The following is a 17,594-nucleotide window of genomic DNA, read 5'->3' on the forward strand; positions in this document are numbered from 1 at the left end:
CCCAAGCATTACCTCACCGTGTGAGTTCGACCAGTGAGAGACGGTGTAACGCTTTACATGTCAAGGAGAGGAAACTCACAATAAGGCGAACGAATCCTCTCCAGGCGAACGCTTTCCATGCCCACCATCAAGGATGTCGCCAAGGCCGCGGGCTGTTCCACGGCCACCGTGTCGCGGGCGCTGGCCAGCCCCGAGAAGGTCACGGAGGCCACGCGGCAGCGCGTGGCGCGGGCCATTGCCGAGGTTGGCTACGCTCCCAACGTGGCGGCACGCAACCTGCGCCGCGCCGAGTCGCGAACGATCGTCACCCTGCTGCCTGATATCTCAAACCCTTTCTTCTCCGAGATCATCAACGGCATGGAGGAGGTGGCCCACCAGGCCGGCTATCAGCTGCTGGTCGGCGACTGCGAGCGCGATCCAGCCAGGGCGGAGGCCTACTTCAGCCTGCTGCCGACCAACCAGGCCGACGGCATCATCCTGCTGACCTCCGACATTCCCCATGCGCTGGTCAGGCGTGCCGTCAGCCGGGCGAATGCTCCGCTGGTCATGGCCTGTGAGTTCTTTGCGGATATCGACCTGCCGACGGTTGCCATTGACAATTACCAGGCTGCGGCCCACGCCATCGATTACCTGGCCTCGCTGGGCCACGAGCATATCGCCTCGGTCTCAGGTCCCGTCGGCAACCCTATCTGTCGCGAGCGCACCCGCGGCTATCGCGATACGCTGGCCGCCCGGGGGCTTTCGGGTTCGGCGCGGGTGGTGGAGGGCGATTTCGGCTTTCGTTCCGGCTATCAGCAGGGGTTGGCATTGCTCGAAGGTACCGACCGGCCCAGCGCGATCTTCTGTCATAGCGACGAGATGGCCATCGGCGTGCTCAAGGCGGCACGCCAGCTCGGTATTGGCGTGCCCGAGGCCCTCTCGGTGGTGGGCTTCGATAACATCGGCTTCAGCGAGTACTGCGAGCCGGAGCTGACCACCGTCAGCCAGCCCCGCCACGAGATCGGCCAGCAGGCGATGCGCATGCTGTTGAGCCTCCTGGCGGGGGAGAGTGTGGTGCGCCGGCAGACGCTGAGCACGCAGCTCATCGTGCGCAAGAGCACCGGACGGTCAGCCACCTGAACGGAGAGACTACTTGCCGCGCTGCTTCGCCAGCCAGCGGTCCAGAGCATTGGCGAATTCGCGCCGGTCGGTGTCGCTGTAGCCTTTGGGGCCGCCGGTGTGTTCGCCGCTGGAGCGCATCGTCTCCATGAAGTCGCGTAGCTGAACCTTGGCGCGGATGTTGTTCTTGTCGAGCATCTCGCCGCGAGTGGTCATCACCGCGGCGCCCTTGTCGATGGCCTCCATGGCCAGCGGCAGGTCGGAGCTGATCAGCAGATCGCCCTTCTCGAGGCGTTCCACTATCTCGTTGTCGGCAGCATCGAAGCCATGGCTCACCGACAGCGACTTGACCCATTTAGAGGGCGGCAGGGGAATCGCATGATTGGCGACGAACCAGGCCGGGGTGGTGGTGCGCTCGGCGGCGCGGACGATGATCTCGCGGGCGACCTTGGGGCAGGCGTCGGCATCGACCCATAAGGTGGGCATTCGGGCAGGCTCCTCGCGAAAATTGATTCGGGTGTGATCGTAGCGTTGAAAGTACTGGTCATGGAACCAGTATCGATGGTAGCATGCGCGCTCCTCGCATGTGTTGACCCCGCCATCATGACGATTCGCTCCGTATGCCACGCATACGAGAGGCAATCACCGAGACCGACAGCGAACGCTGCAACGTCCGAGATGTGAAGATGGAGCGCCACAGGATGCCGCCAACCGGGCGACATCGGCGCAAAAAGGTCGCCACAGCGGTTCCCGCCCGATGGCGTGAACCGGATGCCAGGTGCGACCGGCATCCCACGATTACGTGATCCGTCCTGTCCAGGCCGTGTTGGGCCAGCGATGACAGGGCCACCGACCAGCCATGGGCTTGCGTCGGGGATGCCTCAATGTGATTTGCCGGCGAGTGCCGGCCTACCAAGGTGTGATTGATGACCTCGACTTCTGTCGCCTCGCCGAGCTTCGGCGATCTTGCTCTGCTGCCTGCCGTTCTCGCTGCCGTTGAAACACTGGGTTACGAAACTCCTTCACCGATTCAGGCGCAGACCATTCCGGCACTGCTGGAAGGGCGTGACATGCTGGGCCAGGCCCAGACCGGTACCGGCAAGACCGCAGCCTTTGCCTTGCCGCTACTGTCGCGTCTCGAAATGACCCGGCGTGAGCCCCAGGTGCTGGTGTTGGCGCCGACCCGTGAGCTGGCCCAGCAGGTGGCCGTCTCCTTTACCAAGTACGGCCAGAACCTGCAGGGCCTGGAAGTGGCGACCCTGTGCGGTGGTCAGGAATATCGTGAACAGCTGGGCGCACTCAAGCGTGGCGCCCAGGTGGTGGTCGGCACGCCGGGCCGGGTGATCGATCACCTCGACCGCGGCAGTCTCAAGCTCGACGGCCTCTCCGCACTGGTACTGGACGAAGCCGACGAGATGCTGCGCATGGGCTTCATCGACGACGTCAAGCGCGTGGTCGCCGATACGCCCAAGGAAGCCCAGCGGGTATTCTTCTCCGCCACGTTGCCGACCGAAATCGAGCGCATCGTCAACCGCTACCTGGTCGATCCGGTCAAGGTCGCCATCGAGTCGCGCACCACCACCGGCGAGAACATCGAGCAGCGCCTGGTGCGCGTCGACGGCGGCGCCAAGCTGGAGGCGCTGGCACGCATCCTCGAGGTCGAGCCGGTGGATGCCGCCATCGTCTTCGTGCGTACCCGTGCCGCCTGCACCACCTTGATGGAGCAGCTCTCCGCCCGTGGCGTGAACGTGGCCAGTCTCTCCGGCGACCTGGACCAGAGCCTGCGCGAGCGCACCATCCAGCGCCTCAAGCGCGGCAAGGTCGACGTGCTGATCGCTACCGACGTGGCCGCCCGTGGCCTCGACGTGCCGCGTATCACCCACGTCTTCAACTACGACCTGCCCCAGGACAGCGAAGCCTATACCCATCGCATCGGGCGTACCGGCCGGGCTGGGCGTACCGGCATTTCGATCACCTTCGTGGGCTTCCGTGAAGGCCGCAAGGTGGGCTGGATCGAGCAGGCCACCGGTCAGCGTATGACCGAAATGGCGGTGCCCGACGAGGCCGCCATCCGTGCTCACCGTGACGAGGTTTTCCACCAGCGCATTATCGGTACCCTGACCGCCGGCGCCGACGAGCAGCGCGCCCTGGTCGAGCGACTGGTGGCGGAAGGTCACGACCCGGTCGAGCTGGCCTGTGCCTTTGCCGCCCTGGCGCGTGCCGACGAGGCGCCCATCGGCCGCCTGCAGGCGCCGCGCAAGGAGCGTGCCGACCGTGGTGAGCGTACTGCCTCGCGTGACGGCAAGCCGCCGCGTCGCGACCGCGGCCCCAGCGAGGGAATGACCCGCTACCGCGTTGCCGTGGGCCACAAGGACGGCGTCAAGCCGGGCCAACTGGTCGGTGCCTTGGCCAACGAGGGCGGCATCGAAGGTTCGCGGATCGGCCGCATCGACATCCGCAACGCCTTCTCGGTGGTGGAGCTGCCCAGCTCGCTGCCGCCCAGCATCCTGGCCAAGATGGCTCGCGCCCGCGTCGCCGGTCGTCCGCTGGAGATCAGCGAGGATGGCGGTGCTCCCGAGCGTGCCCCGCGCCGTCGCCGCGAGGATGGCGACGCGCCGGTGCGTCGTCGCACCAGCGCCTAAGCGCTGCGTTCGTCGCTAGCGGCGAACGCTGAAATCGCTGAAGAAGACAAGACCCAGGCCGGGAAACCGGTCTGGGCTTTTTTCATGGCGGCTTGCCAATTGCCATACTACCATACTAGTCTGTTCAGGGCGGCAACGCTCAGCGAACAAGAGACAACGGAGAACGGTGCTCATGACAACTCCCCTGCAGGCCATGTGGCTGGAAGCGCGAGACGAAGGCTCGGTTCGCGAGCGGCTCTACCGGGTGCTGCGCCAGTCCATCATCCGCATGGTGCTGGCCCCGGGGCAGGCGCTATCGGAAAAGGAGTTGGCCGATGCCTTCGACGTGAGTCGCCAGCCGGTGCGCGAGGCCTTCATCCGGCTGTCCGAGGCGGGGCTGGTCGAGGTGCGTCCGCAGCGTGGCACCTACGTGGTGAGAATCTCGCAGCAGGCCGTACTCGAAGCCCGCTTCGTGCGTGAGGCGATCGAGGTGGCGGTGGCGCGTGAGGCCGCCACGCTGGGCGTGGCCGAGCGCACCCTGGAGGAGCTGCGCGAGCTGATCGAACGCCAGCGGCGCTGCAGCGTTTCCAGCGATTACGACCGCTTCTTCCAGCTCGACGAGGCCTTTCATCGCGCGCTGTCGCTGGGGGTGGGGCATACCGCCGCCTGGCGCGTCACCGAGGAGGTCAAGGCACAGCTCGACCGGGTGCGCTACCTGAGCATTCCCGATTCGACTCCCATCGCCAAGCTGACCGACCAGCACTCGATGATCGTGGAGGCCATTGGCCGCCGCGACCCCGAGGCGGCGAGTCAGGCCATGAGCGTGCATCAGCGCGAAATCCTGCAATCGCTGCCGGAGCTGATGCGCCGCTTCCCCGAAATGTTCGACGGTGCGCCCAGCGCGGTCGCCGTTGGTAGCAAGTAGCAGTCACGCAGCAACACGCCAAGCACGAGACGCAATAACCACAACACACGTCAGGAGGCTCATATGAAAAGCACCGCCATCGCAGCGGCCGTCACTCTGGCCGCCACCGCCAACCTGGCCCATGCGGCCTACCAGTTGAATCTCTCTTCGGCGCTCAGCGCCCAGGACCCCATCGTCCAGGCCATGGAGGAGGCCAGCCAGACCATCGCTGAACGCTCCGATGGCGAGCTCACCGTGCGTGTCTTCCCCAACAGTCAGCTCGGCTCCGATGAGGACGTGGTCGAGCAGATCCGCAGCGGAGCGAATGTCGCAGTGCTTATCGACGCCGGCCGCCTATCCGAGTACCAGCCGGAGCTGGGCATCCTCAGTGCGCCCTATCTGGTCGAGGATCACAGCGATTACGACCGCATCACCTCGTCGGAGCTGTATCAGGGCTGGGTCGATAGCCTGGCCGAGAGCAGCGGCTTGCGCCTGCTCAACTACAACTGGTTCCAGGGCTCGCGCCACATGCTCACGCAAGAGCTGGTCGAGACTCCCGAGGACCTGAACGGCATACGCGTGCGCACCATCAATTCACCCGTATGGCTGCGCACCATCGAGTCGATGGGGGCCACACCGACGCCGCTGCCCTGGTCGGAGGTCTATTCCGCGCTGCAACTTGGCGCCATCGACGGCGCCGAGGCGCAGCTCACCGCCGCCGAGGGCCAGAACCTGCACGAGGTCATCACCCACATCGCCCTGACCGGCCATATCCACCTGATGACCGGCCTCGCCACGTCCGAGCAGTGGTATCAGGAACTGCCGGACGAGCTGCGCACCATCCTCGACGAGGAGCTGCGCAACGCCGGCGAGGCGGCCAGCCAGGCCACCGTCGACGCCCAGAGCGCCGTGCGTGAGCGCATGGAGGCGGAAGGCGTGACCTTCACCGAGGTGGACGTCGAGCTGTTCCGCGAGCGGGTCGCCGGTGTCTACGAAGAGCTCGGCTACGACCAGTACCGCGATCAGCTGACCGCGGAAGAGTGAGCCTGGTCGCCCTTGTCGCCCCGGCGACAAGGGCGGTCGTCTCGCATGCTGTTCCATGGAATCGGCCGGGCGCGTTCCGGCTCCGAGGATCTCGACATGTGGTACTGGTACGACCGATTCGAGGCGTGGCTCGCCGTGGCGCTGCTGGGGGGCACTTCCTTGACCCTGCTGGTGAGCTCGACGGCACGCGCCATTGGCCAGCCCTTCGCCGGTGGGGCCGAGCTGGCCCAGCTGCTGTTCATCTGGACCGCCGTGCTGGGCGCCGACATTACCCTGCGGCATGGCGGTCAGGTACGCATCGACGCCCTGACGGTACGCCTGCCGCTGCCGCTGCAGCGCCTGACAAGCGGGCTGTGCCTGGTACTGATGCTGGGTTTCCTGGCCCTGCTGGTGTGGCATGGCTTGCCGTTGGCCCTGTCCAACTGGCAACGCCCGATGGGCGTGGCCGGACTGAGCTACGGCTATATCACCCTGGCGCTGCCGGTGGGGGCGGCACTGATGATCGTCTCGCTCATGCGGCGCATCCTGGCCAAGGGCATAGTGCCGAGCCTGATAGCGGATGAAGCCATCGTGGAGGAGGCATCATGACGGCCGCACTCCTGCTGGGCCTGGGGCTGGTGCTGATGGCGATCGGCATGCCCGTGGCCTTCGCCATCGGTATCGCCGGCTTCACCTACTTCTTCCTGCCCGAGGCCTTCCTGCCGATCAACATCGGGCCGCAGCGCATCGTTTCGGCGACCCAGTCGTTTCCGCTGCTGGCGGTACCGCTGTTCATCTTCATCGGACACCTGATGAACGCCAGCGGTATCACCCCGCGACTGATGCGTCTCTCCACGCTGCTGGCCGGCTGGATGAGCGGCGGGCTGGCCCAGGCGAGCATCGTGCTCAGTACGCTGATGGGCGGTGTGTCGGGCTCGGCGGTGGCCGATGCCGCGATGCAGTCGCGGGTGCTGGGGCAGGGCATGATCAAGGGCGGATACAGCCCCGGGTTCACCGGTGCGGTGCTCTCCATCGGTGGGCTGATTACCGCCACCATTCCTCCCAGCATCGGCCTGATCCTCTACGGCTACCTGGGCGAGGTATCGATCGGGCGGTTGTTCATCGCCGGTGTGGTGCCGGGCTTCCTGCTGATGGTGGCGCTGATGGTGACCACCTACTTCGTGGCCAGGCGGCGCGGCTATACGCCGGTACGCGAGGGGCTGCCTGCCGGCCGTGAGGTACTCGCGGCTGCGCGCAGCAGTATCTGGGCGTTGCTGTTTCCGGTGTGGCTGTTGGTGGGCATTCGCTACGGCCTGTTTACGCCCACCGAGGCGGGGGCCTTCGCCGTGGCCTATGCGCTGGTGGTGGGCTGCGCGATCCACCGCGAGATGGGGTTGCGCGAGATCGTTGCGGCGATGCATGCCAGCGTGCGCGACATCGGCATGATCATGCTGATCATCATGTTCTCGGGGATCATCGGCTACGTGGTCTCCTTCGAGCGGGTGCCGCAGACCATCGCCGAGATGACGCTGGGCGTATTTTCCAGCCAGGCGGCGCTGCTGCTGACACTGGCCGTGCTGCTGGTACTGCTCGGCATGCTGCTCGAGGCCACCGTGGTGGTGATGCTGCTCACGCCGATCCTGGTGCCGGTGGTCAAGGCTGCCGGCATCGATCCCGTGCACTTCGGCCTGCTGATGATGACCCTGGTGACCTTCGGCGGCATGACTCCGCCGGTGGGCATCTCGATGTACACCGTGTGCGGCATCCTGCGCTGCTCCTTCTTCGATTACAGCCGCGAGCTGGTGCCCTTCGCCCTGGCGGTCTTCGTGGTGGTGCTGGGCATCATCTTCTTCCCCGACATCGTGCTGTTCCTGCCCAACCTGCTGATGGGTTGAAGTTCGAACGAGCCAAGATAAATGGAGGGTTCAATGGCCTTCACCGACAACATCGCGTTCATGGGGCCGGATTTTCTGCTCGAGAACGAGCCGGCGCGACGGCTCTACCACGAGCATGCCGCGGCCATGCCGATCTGCGACTACCACTCGCACTTGAGCCCGGAGGAGATCGCCGGCGACGTGTGCTTCGACAACCTCACCCAGCTGTGGCTCAAGGGCGACCATTACAAGTGGCGGGCGATGCGCATCGCCGGCATCGATGAGCAGCGCATCACAGGCGATGCCAGCGACCGCGAGCGCTTCCAGGCCTGGGCGGAGACGGTGCCGCACTGCCTCGGCAACCCTCTCTATCACTGGACCCACCTGGAGCTGCGCCATCCGCTGGGCATCGAGGATACGCTGCTCTCGCCGGCCACCGCCGAGGAAATCTGGACCGCCGCCCGCGAGCGCCTGGCTACTCCCCGGCTGAGCGCCCAGGGCATCCTCGAGCGCTTCCATGTGCGCACCGTCTGCACCACCGACGACCCAGTCGACGATCTCGCGCTGCACCATCGGCACGTTGAGAGCGGGGCGACGCCCGCCATGCTGCCGACGTTCCGCGCCGATGCCGTGCTCAAGATCGCTGACCACGGTTTCGCCGATTACCTCGGCGAGCTTGAGGCGGCCAGCGGGGTGGACATCCGCGGCTACGACGACCTGCTCGCCGCGCTGTACCAGCGCCTCGAGCACTTCGCTGCCCATGGCTGCTGCCTCTCCGACCACAGCCTTGAAAAGCCGGTGTTCGTCACGCCGCCGAGCACGGCCGAACTCGACCGGCTGATCGAGCGCCGCCGCCAGGGCAGGGCGCTCAGCAGCGACGAGAGCGCCGCCTTCACCAGCGCGGTGCTGCTATGGCTGGGGCGCGAGTACGCCCGCCGCGGCTGGGTGATGCAGCTGCATCTCGGCGCGCTGCGTAGCCTGAGCCAGCGCGGCCTGGCCGAAATCGGCGCCAACAGCGGCTTCGACGCCATCGGCGACGTGACCTACGCCGAGCCGCTGGCGGCGATTCTGGATGCGCTGGACCGCGACCGGGCATTGCCGCGCACGGTGGTCTACAACCTCAACCCCCGCGACAACGAGATGCTGGCTAGCCTGGTTGGTTCGTTCGCCAGTGACGGCATTCCCGGCAAGCTACAGTTCGGCGCCGCCTGGTGGTTCAACGACCAGCGCGATGGCATCGAGCGCCAGCTCGTCACCCAGATGAACTTCGGCCTGTTGCGCCATTTCGTCGGCATGCTTACCGATTCACGCAGCCTGCTGTCGTTCTCCCGCCACGACTACTTCCGCCGCATCTTCTGCCAGATGCTCGGCGCGCAGATCCAGCGCGGCGAGCTGCCCGGCGATCTCGATCGCATCGGTGAGCTGGTGCGAGCGGTGTGCTACGACAACGTGCAGCGCTATCTCTTCGAGCGATGAGCCGAGCGCTATGCCAGGCCCCTAGGACCAAGCCCTGATGCCGAGCTCCTAATCCCAAGCCCTTATTCCATGACAGCGACGGAACACTCATGAAAATCAGCGACGCCTATGTGATCGTCACCTCGCCGGGGCGTAACTTCGTCACCCTCAAGATCGTCACCGAGTCGGGTACCTACGGCATCGGCGACGCCACCCTCAACGGCCGTGAGATGGCAGTAGTGGCCTATCTCGAGGAGCATGTCATTCCCGCCTTGATCGGGCGTGATGCCAGCCGCATCGAGGATATCTGGCACTACCTCTATCGCGGGGCGTACTGGCGCCGGGGGCCGGTGACCATGGCGGCGGTGTCGGCGGTTGACCTGGCGCTGTGGGACATCAAGGCCAAGGCGGCCGGCATGCCGCTCTATCAGCTGCTCGGCGGCAGGAGCCGCGAGCGGGTGATGACCTACGCCCACTGCACCGGACGCGACATCGAGGGCTGTCTCGCCGAGGTGGAGAAGCACGTCAAGCTCGGCTATCGGGCGGTACGGGTGCAGGCCGGCGTACCCGGCATTCCTACCATCTACGGCGTAGCCAAGAACGCGGGCGAGCGCTACGAGCCGGCGGATGCCGAGCTGCCCGCCGAGCACGTGTGGAGCACCGAGAAGTACCTCAACCACGTGCCCAAGCTGTTCGCCGCGGTGCGGGAGCGCTTCGGCGACGAACTGCACGTGCTGCACGACGTGCACCATCGCCTCACGCCCATCGAGGCGGCACGCCTGGGCAAGGCGGTGGAGCCCTATCACCTGTTCTGGCTGGAGGACTGCGTGCCGGCCGAGAACCAGGAGAGCTTCCGCCTGATTCGCCAGCACACTACCACGCCGCTGGCGGTGGGGGAGGTGTTCAACTCGATCCACGACTACCGCGAGCTGCTCGAGAACCAGTGGATCGATTACATCCGCACGCCGCTCTCCCACGGCGGCGGCATCACTCACGTGCGTCGCATCGCCGACCTGGCCGGGCTCTATCACGTGCGCACCGGCTTCCATGGGCCGACCGATCTCTCGCCGGTGTGCCTGGGCGCGGCTATCCACTTCGACACCTGGGTGCCCAACTTCGGCATCCAGGAGCATATGCCCCATACGTCCGAGACCGACGCCGTTTTTCCCCACGACTACCGCTTCGAGGATGGCCATTTCCTCGTCGGCGAGGCGCCGGGCCATGGCGTCGACATCGACGAGGCCTTGGCCAAGCAATATCCCTATAAGCGCGCCAGCCTGCCGGTCAACCGGCTGGAGGACGGCACTCTGTGGCACTGGTAAGGAGAAAGCACCGATGAAAGCCTTTCAGGTAAACGCGCCGTTGGATTACACCATCGCCGAGGTCGAGGTGCCCCGTGCCGCTGTCGGCGAGGTACTGGTGAAGGTGGCCTTCGCCGGCATCTGCGGGTCCGATATGCACATCATCCATGGCGACAACGCCTTCGTGCGTTTTCCGCGCATCACCGGGCACGAGTTCGCCGGCACGGTCGAGGCGCTCGGGGAGGGCGCCGAAGGCATCGAGATCGGCGACAGGGTGTGCATCGACCCGGTGATCAGCTGCGGCAAGTGCTATCCGTGCCGTATCGGCCGCCCCAACGTGTGCAGCGCGCTGCAGGTGATCGGCGTGCACCGTGATGGCGGCTTCGAAGAGTGGGTCAACGTGCCCGTCGGCAACGTTCATCGCCTGCCCGAGGGGCTGGGGCTGGAAGCCGGTGCGCTGGTGGAGCCTTACTCGATTGCTGCCAACGTGCTGGAGCGGATGCAGCCGCTGCGCGGCGACCGCCTGCTGGTCTATGGCGCCGGCGTAATCGGCCTGACAATCCTGCAGATGGCCCGTGCTCAGGGCATCGAGGACATCACCGTAGTCGATCTGATCGACGAGCGCTTGACCACGGCTCGCGAACTCGGCGCCACGCGCACCTGGCACGGCAAGGAGGATATCGAGGGCGCGGTGAGCGAGCTGACTGGCGGAGAGGGCATCCCGCTGATAGCCGATGCCGCCTGCGTGCCGGCATTGCTGCCGCAAATGCTGCGCATCGCCTCGCCGGCGGGGCGTATCGGCCTGCTCGGCTTCAATCCCACTCCCAGCGACCTGGTACAGCTGGAAGTAATCAAGAAGGAGCTGACGCTGGTCGGCTCGCGGCTCAACAACCGCAAGTTTCCGGATGTGCTCGACCGCATGGCCTCCGGACGTCTCGATCCGTTGGCGCTGGTCAGCCATCGCCTGCCCTTCGACGAGATGCCGGGAGCCATCGACATGCTCGATCACCATCCCGAAAGGGCTCGCAAGGTGCTTATCGACATAAGCGTCGATATCGGTACCTGAGCCAGTATGACGCGACAGCCGCATCGCAATGATGCGATGCACATAACAGCAACAACAGCCAGTACAGCAAAGACAGGAGTTACGCCATGATCAAACGACTCGTCACAGGCGCCGTCCTCGGCACGGCGCTGATCGCAAGCCAGGCCACCCTGGCCGCCGACGTTACGCTGAAATTCGGTCACTTGGCCAATGAGCAGAACATCTGGCACCAGGCCGCCGTGAAGTTCAAGGAGGAGGTAGAAGCCAACTCCGATGGCCGCATCGAGGTACAGCTCTACCCCAACGAGCAGCTCGGCGCCGAGATGGATGTAATCAACAGCATTCAGCTCGGCACCGCCGACATGACCATCACCGGCGAGAGCCTGCAGAACTGGGCGCCCAAGGCGGCGATGATGGCGGTGCCCTACGCCTTCCGCGATTCCGAGCATTTGCGTCAGGCAGTCGAGGGCGAGATCGGCGAGCAGATCGAGGCGCAGATCACCGAACGTACCAACCTGGTGCCGCTTGCATGGTTCGAGCGCGGGCCGCGCCACCTGACCTCCAACCGTCCCATCACTCAGCCGGATGAGCTGGATGGCATGCGTCTGCGGGTACCCAACGTACCGTTGTTCGTCGACACCTGGGAGGCGCTGGGTGCGCGGCCCACGCCGATGGCCTTCAGCGAGGTATTCACCGCTTTGCAGCAGAACGTGATCGATGGGCAGGAGAATCCGTTGAGCCTGATCGAGAGCGCCAGCTTCTATGAGGTGCAGGACTACGTGAACCTGACCGGCCATGTGCGTAGCTGGATCTATGTAGTGATCGGCCGCAACCAGCTCGAGAGCATGCCCGAAGAGCTGCAGCAGGTCGTGCGCGATGCGGCCCAGGAGATGCAGACCTACCAGGCCGAGCTGTTCGAAGAGGATCAGCAGCGCCTGGAGCAGGCTCTTCAGGAGCGCGGCATGGAACTTGTCGAGGTCGACACCGAGGCGTTTGCCGACAAGGCGCGCCCGGCCGTCGAGGAAGCGTTGTCCGAAGAGCAGCGCGTCCTGTTCGACGCAATCCAGGACCTGTAAACCCTAGGGGCGTGGCGGTGAGCCACGCCCGTTTTCCATGCTTGACGGGGGCACGCTCTCCCAGAGGTTGATTATGGATTCCCCTGAAGGACAGTCGCAGGCGGAGGCTCCGGACTCGCGGCAGGTGCCTAGCCTGGATGCAATGAGTGAGGTCCCGAAGCTCGGGGGAGCGATCGGGCGCGTGATAGGGTGGATTGATACGCTGTTCATCGTCCTGGCCAACCTGGCGCTGGTGGCGATTGCTGCCACGGTAATGCTGCAGATATCCGGCCGCCTGTTCCTGCCTTATTCGCCGGCCTGGACCGAGGAGCTCTCGCGCTACCTGTTCATCTACATGGTGGCGCTTTCGTCCGGGGTCGCAATTCGACGCAATCGGCATGTCAACGTCGAGCTCTTCCATCATCGGCTGGGGCTGCAGGCACGTGCGGGTTATCAAGCCTTGATCAGCCTGATGATCGGTGCCTTCGCCGGCATTCTGCTGCCCTATGCCTGGCTATATGCCCAGAATGGGGCATGGCAGACATCGCCCACCCTGAAGGTCCCGATGCTTTACATCTTCTTCTCCACCGTCGTGCTCTATGCACTGGTGCTGTTCTATAGCGTTGTCGGCGTCATCGAGGGACTGATGGCCATGCAGCGCAAGCCGGAGACTGGCTCATGGAAGTGATCGTGCTTTTCAGTGTCTTTCTGGTATTGCTGGTCGTGGGCATGCCGATCGCTTTCGCACTGGGTATTTCCTCGCTCGCCTATCTGCTGCTCGAAGGCATTTCGCTCACGATCGTGCCGCAACGGATGTATGCCGGCATCGATACCTTCGTTCTTCTGTGCATCCCGGGGTTCGTGCTGGCGGGCAACCTGATGAACGTGGGTAACATCACCGAACATATCGTACGCTTCTGCAATGCCTTGATGGGCCACATTCGCGGTGGCCTGGGGCTGGCCAATGTCGGCGGCTCGATGATCTTCGGCGGTATCTCGGGCACGGCCGTGGCCGATGCCGCCAGTATCGGCTCGGTGATGATTCCGGGGATGGCCAAGTCGGGTTACGACAAGCCGTTCGCTGCCGCAGTGACGGCGGCATCCTCAACCATTGGCCCGATTATTCCGCCGAGCGTGCCGATGATCATCGTCGGCTCGCTGGCCGGCGTTTCGGTCGGTCGAATGTTCCTGGCAGGTGCCGTTCCCGGGCTGCTGCTGGGGGTGGCAATGATGATCACCGTCTACCTACTGTCGGTGCGGCGGAGGTATCCCAAGGAGCGCCGTGCCAGCCTGCGCGAGCTGCTGCGCGAGGGGCGTACCGCCTTCTGGGCGTTGTTGATGACCGCGATCATCCTCTACGGCATCATCGGCGGCTTCTTCACGCCCACCGAGGCTTCCATCGTCGCCAGCCTCTATGCGCTGGTGGTGGGGATGTATGTCTACAAGGGGCTGACCTGGCGCAAGCTGCCGGCGATTCTCACCGACACGGTGCTGACCTCGTCTGGCCTGTTGCTGTTGGTGGGCCTGGCCAACCTGTTCGGCTGGATTTTGACCAGTCAGCAAATCCCGCAAATGGTAGCCGCCGGGATCCTGACGATCAGCGAGAATCCAATCATCGTCATCCTGATTCTCAACCTGATCCTTTTGTTCGTTGGCGCCTTCATGGAGACGATCGCTGCGTTGATCATCCTGTTCCCGGCGCTGCTGGGCGTGGCCACCGGCATCGGTATGGACCCGATTCATTTTGCCGTCATGGCGGTGCTCAACCTGATGATCGGCCTGACGACGCCGCCCGTAGGCGTGTGTCTGTTCGTCGTCTCGGGCATCGGCAATCTTCAGATGCTCAGTGTTGCTCGTGCCATCGTGCCGTTTCTGGCGTGCAATCTGATCGTGTTGCTGCTTGTCTCTTACGTCCCGGCTTTCTCGCTCTGGCTGCCCAACCTGCTGATGGGCAAGTAGGCGCCCAGACCTGGCGGACCTGTATTCAGTGACGAAAAGGATGAATCATGTCTACAACTCGCTTCGCGGCTGCCGCTCAAGAAGGACAAGTATCGATCGTGCACCTTGGCCTGGGCGCGTTTCATCGTGCCCACCAGGCGGTCTACCTGGAGCGCTATCGGCAGCGTAGCGGCGACGCCACCTGGGGGGTGAGCAGTGCCAACCTGCGCGGCGGCGTAGCACTGGTCGATGCGCTGCGCAACGCCGGCTATCACTATCATGTCGCCGAATACGCCGACCGCGACCATGTCACCCTGCGCGCGATCGGCGTGATCGAGGAAGCGCTGTTCAGCGGCCGCGATGAAGGCGGCCAGTGGGGGAGGGACCTCGAGGTGCTGCTGGCGCGCCTGGCGTCGCCCGAGACGCGCCTCGTCACCCTGACGGTGACCGAGAAGGGGTATTTTCTCAATCCCAGCGAGGGCCGCCTGTTGCGCGACGACCCGCTGATCGCCCATGACATCGACCACCCGCATTCGCCTCGCACGGCACCGGGAATCCTGGTCGAGGCACTGGCCCGGCGGCGCGCAGCGGGAACTCCTGCATTCACGGTGCTGTGCTGCGACAACATGCCCGACAACGGGCGGCGCACGCGAGCGGCCGTGGTACAGCTCGCCGCCTGTCGCGACGCCGAGCTGGCCGAGTGGATCGAGCGGGAGGTGGCGTTCCCCTGCAGCATGGTCGACCGCATCGTGCCGGCCATGACCGCGGACGACCATGTGCGGCTGGCCGAGCTGGGCGTCGACGACCCCAACGCGGTGGTGGGCGAGGCCTTCTCGCAATGGGTGGTCGAGGATGACTTCCCCCTCGGCCGGCCTGCCTGGGAAGCCGAGGGCGTAGAGATGGTCGCCGACGTGGCGCCGTTCGAGACCATGAAGCTGCGCATGCTCAATGGCAGCCATTCCCTGCTCGCCTACCTGGGTGCGCTGGAGGGGATCGAGACGGTGTTCGACGCCGTGAGCCGCGATGACCTGCATGATCTGCTGCGCCGCTATATGCTGGAGGAGGCGGCGCCGACACTCAGCATGCCCGCAGGGACTGACCTTGACGCCTATGCTGATTCGCTGCTGGCGCGCTTCGCCAACGACAGCCTGCGTCATCGCCTGCAGCAGATCGCCATGGATGGCTCGCAGAAGCTGCCCCAGCGCTGGCTTCACGGCGCCCTGGCACGACTCGAAGCGGGAGGTGAGGTGCCGTGCACCGCACTCGGCGTGGCGGCATGGATCCGCTATACCTTGGGAGTCGATCTGCACGGCAATGTCTACCCCGTCGATGACCCCATGGCGAAAACCTTTAGACTGCTGCACGAGGCCCATGGTGAGGATCCTGAGAATCTGGTGCCCGCCTTCTTCGGACTCGACGCCGTGATTCCCCCGGCGCTTGCCGAACATGCCGGCTTCGTGGCGTCGGTAGTGTCAGCCTACCGCTGCCTGGCTACCCAGGGCCTCGACGCCGCGCTCGCGCAGCTCGATGCTCCCACCTGATACCGCGAGGACCGTCATGGAACACACCTGGCGCTGGTTCGGCCCCAGCGATCCGATCACACTCGACGAGATTCGCCAGACCGGTGCTACCGGCATCGTCACGGCGCTTCACGAAATACCCAACGGCACGGCCTGGCCGGCGGATGATATCGCCGAGCGCAAGGCAATGATCGAGGCCGCGGGGCTCTCCTGGTCGGTGGTCGAGAGCGTGCCGGTGCACGAGTCAATCAAGCAGGGCACGCCCGAACGCGAGCGATACATCGCGGCCTACCAAGAGACCCTGCGCCACCTGGGCGACTGCGGCATCGACACCGTCTGCTACAACTTCATGCCGGTGCTCGACTGGACCCGCACCGATCTCGCCTGGCGTCTGCCGGACGGCGGCCTGGCGTTGCGTTTCGACCAGGCCGCGCTGGCTGCCTTCGACCTCTACCTGCTTGGGCGGCGCGGCGCCAAGGCGGAATACAGCGATGCCGAACAAGCCGAGGCCAGGCGTTACATGGAAGGGCTGGATGAGGTGTCGCGCCAGCGACTGGTCAACAACGTCATCGCCGGCCTGCCCGGGGCCGAGGAACACTACACCCTGGCGCGCTTCCGCGAGGTGCTGGCCGAGTACGACGGCATCGACGCCGCGTGCCTGCGCGAGAACCTGGGGTATTTTTTGCGCGCCATCGTGCCGGTGGCCGAGGAGGCCGGGGTGCGACTCGCCATTCATCCGGACGACCCGCCGCGCCCTCTGTTCGGCTTGCCACGGGTGGTCTCCACCCCCGAGGATGCCCAGTGGATTCTCGATGCGGCGCCCAGCGAGGCCAACGGCCTGACTCTGTGCACCGGCTCCTACGGCGTGCGGGTGGATATCGACCTGGCCGAGATGGCGCGGCGCTTCGGCCCGCGTATCTACTTCGCCCACCTGCGCTCGACCCGGCGCGAGGCGCCGGACCCGCGTACCTTCCACGAGGCGCATCACCTCGGCGGCGACGTCGACATGGTGACGGTGATCCAGGCGCTGGTGGAGGAGGAGCGGCGCCGCGAGCGCGAAGGCGGCCCACGCCTGCCGCTGCGGCCCGACCACGGCCACCACATTCTCGACGACCAGCGCCGCGACACCCGCCCCGGCTATCCGCTCTACGGACGCCTGAAAGGGCTGGCCGAGCTACGTGGGGTGGAGCTGGCAGTGCGGCGGTTGACGTGATGGTTCATGAACCAGGCAGCCCCATGCGAAAGGCGGCCAGTCCGAGATGAGGCACTGCCTCGAGCAGAAAGCCGAGGTTGTAGGCGATAATGCTTTGGTCCTTGGTGACCCAACTTCCCGTTGAAGTCGATAGGACAAGATGTTCACGGCGCAGCAACGCTCACCGTGTGCCGTTCTGCGATGTGGCAGAGAGGGCCGCTTCGCGCCAATCGTTGCCATCTTCAGGGCAGACATCTCCCAGCTCACAGGCACTGCCATCGTAGAGCCTCAACATGGCATGGGGCTCGCCCTGTTGTGCGGCCATGTGATACCACTCCAGGGCGGCTTGGGTCATACCCAGGTGACGTAGGCGGTGAGCTTCACCGAGATAATACATCGCCTCCACATCGCCAGCGTTCGCGGCGATTTCCAGGTACGGCATGCTCGTCGTACGCTGATGGGCATTGTAAAGCCGCATCCCTTCATCCTTGGCGGCTTGCGCTTCCTCATTCAAAGCCCAAGCTGCTGACGTTGCGATAGGCGAAATCGCCAAGGCTACCAACGCCGC

The 17,594-nt window shown here is 65.0% G+C and carries 16 protein-coding genes; 14 read left to right on the forward strand and 2 right to left on the reverse strand.

Features of this window, described 5'->3' with window-relative positions; all coding sequences use genetic code 11:
• Nucleotides 1-117 precede the first annotated feature (117 nt).
• Nucleotides 118-1,119 (forward strand): LacI family DNA-binding transcriptional regulator, encoded by a 1,002-nt coding sequence (locus tag HNO53_RS06330; protein ID WP_209477081.1) that lies wholly within the window; start codon nt 118-120, stop codon nt 1,117-1,119.
• 9 nt (nt 1,120-1,128) lie between these two features.
• Here the strand turns inward: HNO53_RS06330 and HNO53_RS06335 are convergent, their stop codons facing one another.
• Nucleotides 1,129-1,584 (reverse strand): YaiI/YqxD family protein, encoded by a 456-nt coding sequence (locus HNO53_RS06335; RefSeq protein ID WP_209477083.1) that lies wholly within the window; start codon nt 1,582-1,584, stop codon nt 1,129-1,131.
• A 440-nt stretch (nt 1,585-2,024) separates the two neighbouring features.
• On the opposite strand from HNO53_RS06335, the gene HNO53_RS06340 reads away from it, so the two are divergent.
• The 13 genes from HNO53_RS06340 (at nt 2,025) to uxuA (ending at nt 17,047) form a co-directional block, all read left to right on the forward strand.
• The gene (locus HNO53_RS06340; protein WP_209477085.1) at nt 2,025-3,740 is read left to right on the forward strand and encodes a DEAD/DEAH box helicase; all 1,716 of its coding nucleotides are present in this window, start codon (nt 2,025-2,027) and stop codon (nt 3,738-3,740) included.
• Nucleotides 3,741-3,912: 172 nt separating this feature from the next.
• On the forward strand, nt 3,913-4,644 hold the full coding sequence (locus tag HNO53_RS06345) for a GntR family transcriptional regulator (RefSeq protein WP_209477087.1): 732 nt from the start codon (nt 3,913-3,915) through the stop codon (nt 4,642-4,644).
• A gap of 63 nt (nt 4,645-4,707) precedes the next feature.
• Entirely contained in the window at nt 4,708-5,667 is a 960-nt protein-coding gene (locus HNO53_RS06350) for a C4-dicarboxylate TRAP transporter substrate-binding protein (protein WP_209477089.1), read from the forward strand.
• Between the two features lie 45 nt (nt 5,668-5,712).
• The gene (locus tag HNO53_RS06355; protein ID WP_242597560.1) at nt 5,713-6,255 is read left to right on the forward strand and encodes a TRAP transporter small permease; all 543 of its coding nucleotides are present in this window, start codon (nt 5,713-5,715) and stop codon (nt 6,253-6,255) included.
• Entirely contained in the window at nt 6,252-7,541 is a 1,290-nt protein-coding gene (locus HNO53_RS06360) for a TRAP transporter large permease (protein WP_209477091.1), read from the forward strand. The genes HNO53_RS06355 and HNO53_RS06360 overlap by 4 nt, the downstream gene beginning before the upstream one ends.
• 33 nt (nt 7,542-7,574) lie before the next feature.
• Nucleotides 7,575-8,996: a glucuronate isomerase gene (uxaC, locus tag HNO53_RS06365; RefSeq protein WP_209477093.1), complete on the forward strand. Its 1,422-nt coding sequence runs from the start codon at nt 7,575-7,577 to the stop codon at nt 8,994-8,996.
• Between the two features lie 89 nt (nt 8,997-9,085).
• Complete coding sequence (gene manD, locus HNO53_RS06370; protein ID WP_209477095.1) at nt 9,086-10,297, forward strand: D-mannonate dehydratase ManD; 1,212 nt, start codon at nt 9,086-9,088, stop codon at nt 10,295-10,297.
• 13 nt (nt 10,298-10,310) lie between these two features.
• Nucleotides 10,311-11,342, forward strand: coding sequence for a zinc-binding alcohol dehydrogenase family protein (locus tag HNO53_RS06375; RefSeq protein ID WP_209477097.1), 1,032 nt, complete (start codon nt 10,311-10,313; stop codon nt 11,340-11,342).
• Between the two features lie 86 nt (nt 11,343-11,428).
• Entirely contained in the window at nt 11,429-12,397 is a 969-nt protein-coding gene (locus HNO53_RS06380) for a TRAP transporter substrate-binding protein (protein WP_209477099.1), read from the forward strand.
• Between the two features lie 181 nt (nt 12,398-12,578).
• Nucleotides 12,579-13,064, forward strand: a complete 486-nt coding sequence (locus tag HNO53_RS06385; protein ID WP_338034802.1) for a TRAP transporter small permease — start codon at nt 12,579-12,581, stop codon at nt 13,062-13,064.
• Nucleotides 13,055-14,335 (forward strand): TRAP transporter large permease, encoded by a 1,281-nt coding sequence (locus HNO53_RS06390; protein ID WP_209477102.1) that lies wholly within the window; start codon nt 13,055-13,057, stop codon nt 14,333-14,335. Before HNO53_RS06385 ends, HNO53_RS06390 begins: the two co-directional genes overlap by 10 nt.
• Nucleotides 14,336-14,382: 47 nt before the next feature.
• Nucleotides 14,383-15,855, forward strand: coding sequence for a mannitol dehydrogenase family protein (locus tag HNO53_RS06395; RefSeq protein ID WP_209477104.1), 1,473 nt, complete (start codon nt 14,383-14,385; stop codon nt 15,853-15,855).
• 16 nt (nt 15,856-15,871) lie between these two features.
• Nucleotides 15,872-17,047, forward strand: coding sequence for a mannonate dehydratase (gene uxuA, locus HNO53_RS06400; protein ID WP_209477106.1), 1,176 nt, complete (start codon nt 15,872-15,874; stop codon nt 17,045-17,047).
• 160 nt (nt 17,048-17,207) lie between these two features.
• On the opposite strand, the gene HNO53_RS06405 is transcribed toward uxuA, so the two are convergent.
• The gene (locus HNO53_RS06405) at nt 17,208-17,540 is read right to left on the reverse strand and encodes an SEL1-like repeat protein (RefSeq protein ID WP_209477108.1); all 333 of its coding nucleotides are present in this window, start codon (nt 17,538-17,540) and stop codon (nt 17,208-17,210) included.
• Nucleotides 17,541-17,594: the final 54 nt, after the last annotated feature.

The organism is Billgrantia antri, from assembly GCF_017868935.1.
Classification (GTDB): Bacteria; Pseudomonadota; Gammaproteobacteria; order Pseudomonadales; family Halomonadaceae; genus Halomonas; species Halomonas antri.